We start from the raw sequence: 13,592 nt of genomic DNA, 5'->3' as shown, positions 1-13,592 counted from the left end.
TCGGCACATGGATGGCGGGAACGGAATGACGAAACTCGCTGGATGGGCCGCGCTCGCGGCCGGATTCGCCGCCCTGCCCGCGGTGGCGCAGGAGGCGACGGCCGAGGTCGCGCCGGTGATGGACAAGGGCGACGTCGCCTGGATGATGGTCTCGACGCTTCTGGTGCTGTTCATGATCCTACCGGGGCTCGCGCTCTTCTATGGCGGGCTGGTGCGGTCGAAGAACATGCTCTCGGTGCTGATGCAGTGCACGATGATCACCGCGTTGGTCATGGTGATCTGGGTCGTCTACGGCTACTCCTTCGCCTTCGGCGGCGGTACGGGACCGTTCTTCGGAGGCTTCGGTAAGCTCTTCCTCGCCGGCGTCACGCCTGACAGCATGTCCGCGACCTTCACCGACGGCGTGGTGATCCCGGAATATGTCTTCATCGCCTTTCAGATGACCTTCGCGGCGATCACGCCCGCGCTGATCGTCGGCGCCTTCGCCGAACGCATCAGGTTCGGGGCGGTGATGCTGTTCTCGGCGCTCTGGGTGACGGTGGTCTACTTTCCGGTCGCCCACATGGTCTGGGACGGCGCCGGGCTGATCTTCAACATGGGGGCGCTCGACTTCGCCGGTGGCACCGTCGTCCACATCAACGCAGGCGTGGCGGCGCTGATCGGCGCGCTCTTCATTGGGCCGCGAGTCGGCTACGGCCGCGACATGATGGCGCCGCATTCGATGACGCTGACGCTTGTCGGCGCCGGCATCCTCTGGGTCGGCTGGTTCGGTTTCAACGCAGGGTCCAACCTCGAGGCCAATGGCGGCGCGACGCTCGCCATGATCAACACCTTCACGGCGACAGCGGGTGCGATCCTCGCCTGGGCCGGGCTCGAAGCCCTACTGCGCGGCAAGGCCTCGCTGCTCGGCGCCGCCTCGGGCCTCATTGCCGGGCTCGTCGCGGTGACGCCGGCGGCCGGCACGGTCGGCCCGGTCGGCGCAATCGTCCTCGGCGCCATCGCCTCGGCGGTCTGCTACTTCTTCGTCGCGGTGGTGAAGAACAAGTTCGGGTATGACGACAGCCTCGACGTCTTCGGCATCCACGGAATCGGCGGCATCGTCGGAGCGATCGGCACCGGTATCTTCACCGCGCCCGGCCTTGGCGGCACCGGCGGCGAGGACTACGCGATCGCCGCGCAGACCTGGATCCAGATCCAGGCGGTCGCGATCACCATCCTCTGGTGCGGCCTCGCCTCGACGGTGCTCTACCTTATCGTCGACAAGACCATCGGGCTCCGCGTCGCCGGCGACGACGAGCGCCGGGGGCTCGACCTCACGGCGCATGGCGAGAGCGCCTACCACGCCTGAGCCGCGGCGCGGGAAGAACAAAAGGCGGGGCATTGCCCCGCCTTTTCTTTTGCTCCGGCGAGCCTGCGCCCCGCCCGGACGCCCGGCGATCAGATCCCTACGTCGAGGATGGCGCGGGCAAGGATCGGTACGGTCGTCGTGTTGAGACCGGCGATGTTGAGCCGCGAATCGCCCACCATGTAGATCCCGTGCTCGGTCTTCAGCCGCTCCACCTGCTCCGGGCTCGCGCCGAGGCGCGAGAACATGCCGCGATGCTCGGCGATGAAGCCGAAACGGTCCGAGCCGGAGAGCCGCTGCAGTTCCTTCGCGAGCTGCTCGCGCAGGCCGAGCATGCCGCGCCGCACCTCCTCGAGTTCCGCCTGCCAGTCGGCGCGGAGCGTCGGATCGGTCAGGATCATCGTCACCAGCCGCGCGCCGTGGTCGGGCGGGAAGGAGTAGTTCTGCCGGTTGAGGAAGGCGAGCGTGCCTTGCGTCACCTCGCGGTTCGTCGGCTCCGACAACGCGATCAGCGCGCCGGTGCGTTCGCGGTAGATCCCGAAATTCTTCGAGCAGGAGGCGGCGATCAGCACCTCGGGGCGCCGAGACGCGATCAGCCGCACCCCGGCCGCGTCCTCCTCGAGCCCGTCGCCGAAGCCCTGGTAGGCGATGTCGATCATCGGCACCGCGCCGGTCTTTTCCAAAAGCTCGGCCACCGCCTGCCACTGGGGCAAGGTGAGGTTCGCCCCGGTCGGGTTGTGACAGCAGCCGTGCAGCAGCACGACGTCGCCGGGCTTCGCGGCGGCGAGATCCGCGAGCATCGCCTCGAAATCCACCGCCCGAGTGTCGGCGTCGAAATAGCGGTAGGGTTCCACCTTCATCCCTAGGTATTTCAGGATCGACAGGTGGTTGGGCCAGGTCGGGTCGGAGACCCAGACGCTCGCCTCGGGGTTCGCCATGCGGATCAGCTCGAACGCCTGCCGGCAGGCGCCGGTGCCGCCCGGTGTCGCGACCGAGGAGATGCGGTCGGCCGCCGCGGCATCGCCGAGGACGAGCGTCGCCATCGCCGCATTGTACTCCGGCTCGCCCGCGAGGCCGGTATAGGTCTTGGTCTTCTCGGCCTCCCAGAGCTGCTTTTCCGCCGCTTTCACCGCGCGCATGACCGGCGTGAGCCCGGTCGGGTCCTTGTAGACGCCGACGCCGAGGTCGATCTTGTCGGTCCGGGGATCGGCCTTGAACTGGCCGATGAGTTGCAGAATCTTGTCCGCGGGTTGCGGTTTGAGAGTGCCCAGCATGGCAATGCTCCTGTCAGCCTTTGGCGACTTTGAGGTCGCCGTACATTCCCCATTCCGCCCAGGACCCGTCGTAGAGCGAATGGTCGCGCTTGCCCATCCGCTCCATCGCGAGGCTCAGGACCGCAGCGGTGACACCCGAGCCGCAGGTAGTGATCGCGGGTTTGGATAGGTCGACGCCGGCGGTCTCGAACACGCTGCGCAGCGCCTCGGGCGCCAGCATCGTGCCATCGCCGTTCAGGACCGCGCGATACGGCACGTTCTTCGAGTTCGGGATATGCCCGGCCCTGAGACCGGGTCGCGGCTCCTCCTCCTCGCCGCGGTACCGCGGGGCGCCGCGGGCATCGATGATCTCGTGGTCGCGGAGTTTCGCCGCGGCGGCAACCTGGGTCACGTCCTTCACCAGATGCGCCTGGCGGCTCACCGTTATGTGGCGGTCGCGCAGCACCGGCGGCATGTCCTCGATGGGGCGTCCCTCGGCGTGCCACTTCGGGAAGCCGCCGTCGAGCACCGCGACATCGGTCTTGCCCATCAGGCGGAAGAGCCACCAGACCCGCGCCGCCGAGAAGAGCCCCGCCCCGTCATAGACGACGACCTGGTGGCCGTCGCCCACGCCCATCGCCCGGAGGCGCGAGATGAACTTCTCCGGCGGCGGCGCCATATGCGGCAGCTGCGAGCGGTGATCGGAAATCTCGTCGATGTCGAAGAAACGGGCGTTCGGGATATGGGCGGCGGCGTAATCCGCCCTCGCGTCGCGCCCCATGTCCGGCAGATACCAGGACGCGTCGAGGATCCTGAGGTCCGGATCCTTCAGGTGCGCCTCAAGCCAGTCGGTGGAAACAAGCGTCTTCGGATCGTCCGCAGCCATGGAAATCCCCTCTCTGCCTGCCCTGCATTATCCGGCGCGCGAGGGCGGACGCAAGGCCACATTCGGCCGCGCCCGCTCAGCCCTGCTTCAGAAGCCGCTGCTTCTGCCGGTTCCAGTCGCGCTTGGCCTCGGTCGCGCGCTTGTCGGCGACCTTCTTGCCCTTCGCGACGCCGATCTTCAGCTTCACGATACCCTTGTGGTTGAAGTACATCACGAGCGGCACCAGCGTCATGCCCTCGCGCCCCACCGCCTGCCAGAGCCGCCCGAGTTCCTTCCGCGACACCAGGAGCTTGCGCCGCCGCCGTTCCTCGTGGCCGAAGATGCCGGCCTGTTTGTAGGGCGCGATATAGCCGTTGATCAGCCAGAGCTCGCCATCCTCGACCGAGGCGTAGCTGTCGGCGATATTCGACTGGCCGGTGCGGAGCGACTTCACTTCCGATCCAGTCAGCACGATGCCGACCTCGAGATCGCTCTCGATGAAATAGTCGAACCGAGCGCGGCGGTTCTCGGCGATCACCTTGTAGTTGGGGTCTGATTTCTCGGCCATGATCCGCCCGAGATAGGCGAGCGCGCGGGCCAAGTCCAGAGCGCCGGCGGGCATCCTTACCCGCCGGCGCCGAGGTTACAGCCTCAGGCCGGTCTTGCGGCCCTCGTGGAAGGCGTAGGGCGCCTGCCGGGGGGCCGCGGCGTCGCCGATGAGGTGGGTCTCGATCCCGGCGAGGTCGCCCGACAGCGGATCAAAGGCGCGGTTCGTCGTCGACATGACGAGGGCCGAGGCGTCGAGCCTGCTGTCGCTGCCGGTGAGCATGTTGCGGATTGTCGCCCCGTTGCCATGCCATTCGGCGATCAGGTGTTCGGTCAGGAAGGTCACGCCGAGCTGCGCCAGCCTCGGGCGGAGCGGAATGTCCGACGAGGTGCGCGCCAGTTCCTTGCCGATGAAGGGCTCCGGCGTGACGATCGTCACCTTCAGCCCCCGCTCGGCCATCGCCCAGGCGGTGCCGAGGCCGCGCCAGTTGCCGCCCTCGTCATAGAGGATGACGTGATCCCCGAGCTTCGCCTCGCGGCGCATGACGTCCTCGGGAGCGTAGATATTACCCTTGTCAATGCCGGGAAGCCGGTCGTCGCCCGGCATCCACCTCTGGAAGCCATCCTCGTCCGGCAGCGAGCCGGTCGCCAGCACCACGGCATCGGGGTTCAGCGCGCGGATGTCCTCGGCTTCTGCGTAGCTGTTCAAGTGGAGCCGGACCTGCAGCTTCTCGAGCTGGCGTTCGTACCAGTCCATCAGCTCAAGGATCTGCGCCCGGCGCGGTTGCTCGCCGGCAAGCCGGAACTGACCGCCGATGCGGGCCTGCGCCTCGAAGATGTCGACCCTGTGCCCGCGTTCGGCGGCGACACGCGCCGCCTCCAGCCCGGCCGGGCCGGCGCCGACGACGACCACGCGGCGGGGCGTCTCGGAGGGCGTGAAACGGTCGCCGCCCCATTCGAACTCGCGCCCCGCCGAGGGGTTGATCAGGCAGGAGATCCAGTAGTCGCGCGAGCGCCTGCCCCAGCACATCTGGTTGCAGGAGATGCAGCCGCGCACGTCCTCGGCCCGGCCCTCGGAGGTCTTGCGCGCCAGATGCGGGTCGGCGATCTGGCCGCGCACGATCGAGACCATGTCGGCCTGACCGGAGGCGATCACCGCCTCGGCATTCTCGGGCGTGCGGATATGCGCCTCGGAGGTGACCTTGGCGTGCTTGACGATCTTCTTCAGCTCCTCGGTGAAGGGGGCCGTCAGCTTCTCGCCGTAAAGGAAGGTCGGCATCAGCCGCTGGAAGTCGAGATAGCCGCCGTGACCGCAGGTGACATAGTCGATATGCCCCGTAGCGTCATGCGCCGCCACGACCTCGGCCAAAGCCTCGCCCTGAAGCGTCACGTCGTAGGCGTCGGATGTGCTGATCGCGAGGCCGATGATGAAATCCTCGCCGCACCGCTTTCGAATGCCCTCGATGATCGTGCGCGACATGCGGGTGCGGTTCTCGAGGCTCCCGCCCCACTTGTCGGTCCGCTTGTTCGACCACGGCGTCCAGAACTGGTCGAGGAGCGAGTGATAGGCGCCCCAGACCTCAACGCCTTGGAAACCGCCATTCTGGCAGCGCACGGCGGCGGCGATATGGGCCTCGATCAGCTCCTCGATCTCGGCCTCGGTCATCGCGTGCGAGCCGTCCGAGTCGTGATAGCTCGGCCCCCCGGACGGCCCCCAGTGGGGCGAAAAGCTTAGGTCGGAATCACCGTGCGAGCCGACATGGTAGAGCTGCTGGAGGAGGACGGCGCCCGCCTCCTTCACCGGCTCGGTCACTTTGCGGAAATGCGGGATCACATCGTCGGTGCCGTGGCGGAAGTTGCCTCGCGTGAGGACGCCGGTGCGGTGCACCGGCATCGGCTCGGCGACGATCATCGCCGCGCCGCCCAGCGCGCGTTCAAGGAGATAGGCGCCGAACCGCTCTCCGGGCAGGCCCTCGACGCTCATGTTCGCGGTATGGGCACCGAAGACGATGCGGTTGCGGAGCGTATGTCCCCGAAGCTCGATCGGGGACATGAGGCGGGGATGGGCGGTGGTCATGGTCAGCCCCTTATGCGCTCGCCGGCCGCGTCGTAGACCGGCTCGGCCACGACCTTGGCGGCGCAGAAGGTACCGTTGATCTCGACCTGAAGCGCGGTGCCGTCGGCGGCCGCCGCGGGTGGCACATAGCCGAGCGCCACCGAGCGGCCCACATGATGGGCATAACCGCCCGAGGTCACATGGCCGATACAGGCGCCGTCTTGCAGAATCGCCTCGTCGCCAACCACATCGCGGTCGGTCTTGATGACCATGGTGACGAGCCTGGCCTTCGGGCCGCGCTTCGCCTCGGCCTCGGCCGCCGCCTTGCCGATGAAGTCCTTCTTCCAGTCGATGAAGGCGTCGAGCCCGCTTTCCGCCGCCGTGTAGTCGGGGCGGAAGTCCATCGTCCAGACTCCCCAGCCCTTTTCCAGCCGCAGGCTCATCAGCGCCCGCGCGCCGTAGGGCTTCAGCCCCAGATCATCGCCCGCCTCCTCCAGCGCCTCCCAGAGCCGCATCTGGTACTGGGGCGCCACATAGATCTCGTAGCCGAGCTCGCCCGAGAAGGAGAGCCGCATCAGAATCGCCGGCACGCCGCCGACGAAGGTCTTGCGGACATCGCGGAACTTCAGCGCATTAGCGGAAACGTCGTCGCGGGTAACACGCTCGAGGAGCTTCCGGGCATTCGGCCCGGCGATGGCGACACCGTGCAGGCTGTCGGTGATGTTGGCGTAGGCGACGCCCTCATCCGGCAGGTGGCGGGTGAACCAGCGCCGGTGCATCTCCTGCGCAGCACCCGAGCCGAGCAGCACGAAGTGATCCTCGGCGAGGCAGGTGACGGTGAGGTCGCCGTAAAGCTTGCCCTTGTGGGTCAGCACCGGCGAAAGCGCGACACGCCCCGGTTTCGGCAGCCTGCCGGCGAGCATCCGGTCGAGGAAGGCGCGCGCGCCCGGCCCCTTGACCTCGTGCTTGCCGAAGTTGGCGATCTCGATCATGCCGACCGCCTCGCGCACAGCCTTCACTTCAGCCGCGACATAGGCGTGGCTGCGGTTGCGGTCGAAGGTCGGCGCCTCATGCGCATCCTCGGGTCCGTTCGCGAACCAGAGCGCGTGTTCGAGCCCGAAGGAGGTGCCCATGACCGCGCCGCGACCGACCAGCCGGTCATAGAGCGCGGTGGTCTTCTGGCGCCGGCCCTTGGGCAGGGTCTCGTTCGGGAAGGTCATCACGAAGCGGCGCTCGTAGTTCTCAGACGACTTCACCGTGCCCCAGTCGGGGGTGGCGAAATCGCCGAAGCGGGCGATGTCCATGGCCCAGACGTCGATCTCCGGCTCGCCCTCGATCATCCATTCGGCAAGGCACTTGCCGACGCCGCCGCCCTGGCAGAAGCCCGCCATGACGCCCACGGCCGCCCAGTAGTTCGTCAGGCCCGGCACCGGCCCGATCATCGGGTTGCCATCGGGGCCGAAGGTGAAGGGCCCGTTGACGACGTTCTTGATGCCGGCGCGGCCGAGCGCCGGGATGCGGTCGAAGGCCAGTTCCAGCCGGTCGGCGATCCGGTCTAGATCGGGTAGCAGAAGCTCGTGGCCGAAGTCCATCGGCGTGCCGCCCACCTTCCAAGGGGTCGACTTCGGCTCGTAGGTGCCAAGGAGCATCCCGTTCCGCTCCTGGCGGAAATAGATGTTGGCCTCGTAGTCGATGCCTGCGGGCAGGCGCTCACCCGTCTTCATCCGCTCGGCGATCTCGGGGATCTCCTCGGTAACGAGGTAGTGGTGCTCCATCGGCTGGACCGGCAGGTGGACGCCAGCCAGCCGCCCCGCCTCGCGCGCCCAGAGACCGGCCGCGTTGACGACATGCTCGGTGTTGATCGTGCCCTTCTCGGTCACGACGTCCCAGGTCCCGTCCTTGCGCTGGCGCGTCTCGATCACCGGGGTATGGGTGTAATATTTCGCGCCGTGCACGCGGGCCGACTTCGCATAGGCGTAGCAGACGCCCGACGGGTCGACGTCGCCGTCAAGCGGGTCCCAAAGGGCGGCGATGTAGTGTTTGGGGTCGATCAGCGGGTGGCGTCGCGCGGCCTCCTCGACGGAGATGAACTCCTGGTCGAGGCCCATGTAGCGGGCCTTCGACCGCTCGCGCTTGAGGTAGTCGTACCAGACCTCGTTCGAGGCGAGGTAGAAGCCGCCCGTGTTGTGCATCCCCACCGACTGGCCCGAGGTCTCCTCGATCTCCTTGTAGAGGTTGATCGTGTAGCCCTGAAGCCGGCTGATGTTCGGGTCGGACGAGATCGTGTGGATCTGGCCGGCCGCGTGCCAGCTCGACCCGGAGGTCAGCTCGTCGCGTTCGAGAAGGATGACGTCCTTCCAGCCGAACTTGGCGAGGTGGAAGAGGATCGAGCAGCCGACGACGCCGCCGCCGATGATGACAACACGGGCGTGAGTTTCCATGGGTATTCTCTTGCTTCGCGAGGTTGCGGTCTCAGTACCATGCGTCCGGCATCGAGGCCTTCTTCTTGGCGATGTAGTCCTTCAGCGCCTCGTCGATGCCCTCGTCGAGATGCGGCGCCTGATACTCGCGCAGCTTCTCCTTCCAGAGACGGTTGGCGCGGGTCGCGGCATCGGTCGAACCGTTCGCCTCCCATTTCTCGAAGGGCTCGTTGTCGGCGGTCTCGCTGTCCCAGAAGGCGGTCTCGTAATTCGCCATCGTGTGCGCGCAGCCGAAGAAGTGGTTGCCCGGACCGACCTCGGCGAAGGCGTCGACGGCGAGCTGGTTGTCGTCGATCTTCACCCCGTCGAGGTAGCTGTGCAGCGCGCCGCAGAGGTCGGCGTCGAGCATGAACTTCTCGTAGGACATCGACAGGAGCCCGTCGAGGAAGCCCGCCGAATGCAGGATGAAGTTCGCCCCGCAATGGATCGCGGCCAGCATCGACATCACGCTTTCGGTCATCGCCTGGGCGTCGGGCACCTTCGAGGTCGTGAAGTTGCCCGAGCAGCGCAGGGGCAGGTTCAGACGCCGCGCCAATTGACCGATCACCATCGAGCCGATCGCTGGCTCCGGCGTGCCGAAGGTCGGCGAGCCGGAACGCAAGGACATCGAGGACAGGAAGTTGCCGAAGATCACCGGGGCGCCCTTGCGTTCGAGCTGGGTGATCGCGCAGCCCGCCATGGTCTCGGCCAAAGCCTGGGCGATGGCGCCGGCATTCGTGACCGGCCCCATCGCGCCGCCGAGGATGAAGGGCACGATGACCGAGCCCTGGCCTGCGCGGGCATAGGCCCGAAGCGACTTGGTCATCGTCCCGTCCCAGACCAGCGGCGAGTTGACGTTGACGTTGCCCATGATGACGCAGTTTTGGTCGACGAACTCCTCGCCGAAGACGATCCGCGCCATGTCGATCGAATCCTCGCTGCGCTCCTCGGCGGTGATCGAACCGAGGAACGGGCGGTCGGAATAGCGGATATGGGCGTAGACCATGTCGAGGTGACGCTTGTTCACCGGAACGTCGGTCGGCTCGCAGATCGTGCCGCCGGAATGGTGGAACCACGGCGAGGACTGCGCGAGCTTGATGAAGTTCTGGAAGTCCTGGAGCGTGCCGAAGCGGCGGCCGCGGTCGAGATCCATCACGAACGGACAGCCATAGGAGGGCGCGAAGACCACGTTCCGGCCGCCGATCTGCACCGAATTGGCGGGGTTGCGGGCGTGTTGCGTGAACTCGGCCGGCGCGGTCTTCAGGATCTCGCGCAGCATGCCGGGCTCGAACTTCACCAGCGTGCCGTCGACCTTGGCGCCGGCCGCCTTCCAGTAGCCCAGGACAGCGTCGTCGTCGCGGAACTCGATCCCGGTCTCGGCGAGGATGCGGTCGGCTGCGGCCTCGATCTTCAGGAGGTTCTCTTCCGACAGGACGTCATAGGTCGGAATGTTCCGCACAATATAGGGCCGCCCGGGCCCCGTCGCCTTGTGCGACCGCTCGCGCCGCCGCGCCTCGCGCCCACCGTGCCGCGCCTTTGCCGTTGTGTCCTCGCCAGCCATTTCTCTCTCCTCGGCGGTTGCGCATTCCGGGCCCGATTTTACGGGCAGCGCAGCCGCCGGGGAAAGTAGCCATGGCGACATTCCGAAGGGGCGAAATGTCGTTTTGCATCGACATTGGGTCGGTGCCGTCCGGCCCCGCCGGACCGGTCCGGGCGGGGCTCGATGCCCCGGCCGGACCGCGCTTGGCTCTTATTCGGCTGCGAGATCGGCAGCCCAGCCCGAGATCGCCTTGACCTCGAGGAACTCCTCGATCCCCCAATGCCCGCCTTCGCGCGCCCGTCCCGACGCTTTCACCCCGCCGAAGGGCGAGCCGGCACCACGGCTCTGGCCGTTCATCTCGACCATGCCGGACTTGAGCGCGAGCGCCATGCGGTTGCGCCGCGCTCCGTCCTGGGTCTGGACGTAGTTCGTGAGTCCGTAGGGCGTGTCATTGGCGATCCGGACCGCCTCGGCCTCGTCCTCGAAGGGAATGATCGACAGCACCGGCCCGAAGATCTCCTCACGCTCGATGGTCATGCCGGGTGCCACATCGGCAAAGACCGTCGGGCGGACATAGAAGCCCTTGTTCATCCCCTCCGGCAGGCCGAGCCCGCCGGCGATGAGTCGCGCGCCCTCGTCGATGCCCTTCTGGATGAAGCCCTGGATCTGCTCCCACTGACGCTTGTTCACCACCGGGCCGATATGGCGGCCGGGTTCGGAGGCCGGGCCGACCTTGACCGAGGCCGCGACCTCCGCCGCCGTCTCAACAGCCCGGTCGTAGACCGAGCGCTCGACCAGCATCCGGGAGGGCGCGTTGCAGCTCTGGCCCGAGTTCTGCATCAGGTGCAGCACGCCGCGCTTCACCGCCTTCTCGTCGGCATCGGCGAAGATCACGTTGGCGCCCTTGCCGCCGAGTTCCAGCGTCACCCGCTTCAGCGTCTCGGCCGCCGCCTTGGAAATCGCGATGCCCGCGCGCGTCGAGCCGGTGAAGGAGATCATCTCGACATCCGGATGGGTCGAGAGCCGGGTGCCAACCCCCATCCCGTCGCCGTTGACGAGGTTGAAGACGCCCGGCGGCACGCCCGCGTCATGGCAGAACTCGGCGAAGAGCATCGCGTTGAGCGGGCTCTCCTCGGAGGGCTTCAGCACACAGGTGCAGCCCGCCAGAAGCGCCGGAATCGCCTTCAGCGCGATCTGGTTCATCGGCCAGTTCCACGGCGTGATGAGCCCGACGACGCCGATCGGCTCCAGCGCGATCCGGTCATTGGGCGCATGCGGGCCGAGCGGTTTCACCCACTCGATCTCGTCGAAGGCGCGGAGGAAGTTCTTCAGATGCCACGGCAGGCAGGGCGCCTGGCTGTCGCGCGCCATGTCGATCGGCGCACCCATCTCGCAGGAGATCGCCTCGGCCAGTTCCTCCTTGCGCTTCTCGTACTGTTCGAGGATCCGCACCACGACGGCGCGGCGCTCGGCCGGCGGGGTCGCGGCCCAGGCCGGGAACGCGGCCTTGGCGGCGGCGACGGCCCTGTCGGCATCGGCTTCTGAGCCGAGCGAGATCACCGCGCAGGGCTCCTCGGTCGAAGGGTCGATCACTTCGCAGTCGCGGGGGGCAAGCGGGGCGACCCAGCGCCCGTCGATGTAGAAGTCGCGTTTCTCGATCATGGCAAACCTCGTCAGATGGCGGCGGCACATTGTCAGGCCCGCAAGCGGCCCACAAGCGTTGGCGTATAATTTGATCAAATTTTTGAAAAAGGCAAGGGGGCACCCTGTCCCGGCGTACCCCGGCGGGTCCAATAGCCAGTTTCGATTGAGAAACTCACCCCGCGACGGAGCGTTCCAAAGCGGGCGGACAGGGCTGGACATCGGAACGCCGCCGGGGTTCGCCGGGCCGGCGCGCGTGGTCGGGTGACTTCCGGCCACGCGGCTCGTGACATAGATCAAGGCGGCCGGTACGCTCCCGAGGAGAATCACGCGGCGGGCGGTTCTATCTGGCCGCACGCCAGCTGACGACCGCCGGTGGCGGCGCAGACTGCGGAACGGGCATGACGCCGACCGATCAATTCCTATCGAAAGGAAGCACAATGGCTCTTCGCCTCAACGATACCGTTCCCGACTTCACCGCCCAGACCGATCAAGGCGTGATCCGTTTCCACGAGTGGATCGGCGACAACTGGGCGATTCTCTTCTCGCACCCGAAGGACTTCACGCCGGTCTGCACGACCGAGTTCGGCGCCGTGGCGCGGCTCGCCGACGAATGGAGCAAGCGCAACACCAAGGTCATCGGCATATCGGTCGACGGCGTCGAGGAGCACAAGCGCTGGAAGCGCGACATCGAAAAAGCGGGCGGCGTCGCCCCCTATTTCCCGATCATCGCCGACGCCGGGCTGCATGTTTCTAAAGCCTTCGACATGCTGCCGCACGAATACTACCTGCCCGAAAAGCCCAGCCCCGCCGACACCGAGACCGTGCGCGCGGTCTATATCATCGGCCCCGACAAGAAGCTGAAACTGTCGATGACCTATCCGATGACGGTTGGCAGGAACTTCGCCGAGGTGCTGCGCGCGCTCGACGCGCTCCAGACCTCCGCACGCGCGGGCGTGTCGATGCCGGCCGACTGGACCCCCGGCGGCGACGTGATCATCCCGCTCGCGGTCGACGACGAGGCGGCGAAGAAGAAGTTCGGCGAATTCAGGGCCGTACTGCCCTATCTGCGCTTCACCAAGCAGCCGGGCTGACGCACGACGCGGGCGCCACTTCGTGAGCGCCCGCGCCGGTCCGATCGCGGCGGTCAGGCGCCCCGGTGGCGCCGGCGGCCTTTACACGCTTGGCTTTCGCGCCTAGCTAGGCCGGAGCCCGCGCCGCAGAAGAGCCTATCCGCATGTTCCGCAAACTGCTTGCAAGGTTGTCCGACAGGATGCTGTGGCGGCTCCTGCGCGAGAACATGCGGCTGCAGGTCTTCAACTACGGCACCGCGATCGCGGCGATGGTGGTGATCGCGGTGACGACGGCGCTCACCGCCTGGATCATGCGCGACATCATCGATTCGATGATGACCTCGGGCGACCGCGCCCAGGTCTTTGCGGTCGCCGCCTCGGTGGCGCTGATCTTCGCGGTCAAGGGGCTCGCGACCTATCTCCAGGTGGTCTCGCTCAGCCGCGCCGGCAACAGCATCGTCGCGGCCCAGCAGCGCAAGCTCTACGACCGCATCCTCCAGCACGGCGTCGCCTTCTTCAACGACCGCGCCTCGTCGGACCTGCTGATGCGGATGACGCTCTCGGCGGAATCGGCGCGGCGGGTCATCGACACGATCGTGATGTCCTTCGTGCGCGATCTGCTGTCGCTGCTCGGCCTCGTCGCGGTGATGTTCTACCAGCAGCCGGCGCTGTCGCTCTTCTCGCTGATCTTCGGCCCGGCGGCGATGTTCGGGATCCGCAAGATCCTCGGCCGGGTGCGCCAGATCATGGAGGCCGAGATGGCCTCGGCGGCCGAGATCATCAAGGTGATCCAGGAGACCTCGGCGGGGATCCG

The 13,592-nt window shown here is 67.0% G+C and carries 10 protein-coding genes; 3 read left to right on the top strand and 7 right to left on the bottom strand.

Going from position 1 to position 13,592, the window contains the following annotated elements:
- Positions 1-25: 25 nt before the first annotated feature.
- On the top strand, positions 26-1,348 hold the full coding sequence (locus tag OM960_RS19250; protein ID WP_290428713.1) for an ammonium transporter: 1,323 nt from the start codon (positions 26-28) through the stop codon (positions 1,346-1,348).
- Positions 1,349-1,437: 89 nt separating this feature from the next.
- On the opposite strand, the gene OM960_RS19245 is transcribed toward OM960_RS19250, so the two are convergent.
- The 7 genes from OM960_RS19245 to OM960_RS19215 form a co-directional block, all read right to left on the bottom strand.
- Entirely contained in the window at positions 1,438-2,619 is a 1,182-nt protein-coding gene (locus OM960_RS19245; protein WP_264773109.1) for an amino acid aminotransferase, read from the bottom strand.
- Between the two features lie 13 nt (positions 2,620-2,632).
- A complete protein-coding gene (gene sseA, locus OM960_RS19240) occupies positions 2,633-3,484 on the bottom strand; it encodes a 3-mercaptopyruvate sulfurtransferase (protein WP_264773108.1) in 852 nt (283 codons plus the stop codon).
- A 76-nt stretch (positions 3,485-3,560) separates the two neighbouring features.
- Positions 3,561-4,031, bottom strand: a complete 471-nt coding sequence (gene smpB, locus OM960_RS19235; protein WP_263339881.1) for an SsrA-binding protein SmpB — start codon at positions 4,029-4,031, stop codon at positions 3,561-3,563.
- A 75-nt stretch (positions 4,032-4,106) separates the two neighbouring features.
- Positions 4,107-6,086, bottom strand: coding sequence for an FAD-dependent oxidoreductase (locus OM960_RS19230; protein WP_263339863.1), 1,980 nt, complete (start codon positions 6,084-6,086; stop codon positions 4,107-4,109).
- A gap of 2 nt (positions 6,087-6,088) precedes the next feature.
- On the bottom strand, positions 6,089-8,506 hold the full coding sequence (locus tag OM960_RS19225; RefSeq protein ID WP_264773107.1) for a GcvT family protein: 2,418 nt from the start codon (positions 8,504-8,506) through the stop codon (positions 6,089-6,091).
- 31 nt (positions 8,507-8,537) lie between these two features.
- A complete protein-coding gene (locus OM960_RS19220; protein ID WP_264773106.1) occupies positions 8,538-10,085 on the bottom strand; it encodes a trimethylamine methyltransferase family protein in 1,548 nt (515 codons plus the stop codon).
- Between the two features lie 189 nt (positions 10,086-10,274).
- The gene (locus OM960_RS19215) at positions 10,275-11,726 is read right to left on the bottom strand and encodes an aldehyde dehydrogenase family protein (protein ID WP_264773105.1); all 1,452 of its coding nucleotides are present in this window, start codon (positions 11,724-11,726) and stop codon (positions 10,275-10,277) included.
- 419 nt (positions 11,727-12,145) lie between these two features.
- Between OM960_RS19215 and OM960_RS19210 the strand changes: the two genes are divergently transcribed.
- Entirely contained in the window at positions 12,146-12,799 is a 654-nt protein-coding gene (locus OM960_RS19210; RefSeq protein ID WP_263339873.1) for a peroxiredoxin, read from the top strand.
- Between the two features lie 143 nt (positions 12,800-12,942).
- The coding region (locus OM960_RS19205; RefSeq protein WP_264773104.1) for an ABC transporter transmembrane domain-containing protein at positions 12,943-13,592 on the top strand (650 nt) is incomplete at its 3' end.

The sequence above is a fragment of the Defluviimonas salinarum genome (assembly GCF_026013545.1).
GTDB classification, from domain to species: Bacteria; Pseudomonadota; Alphaproteobacteria; order Rhodobacterales; family Rhodobacteraceae; genus Albidovulum; species Albidovulum salinarum.
Note: the sequence above shows the minus strand (reverse complement) of the source record. Positions and strands in the feature narration are given on the sequence as shown.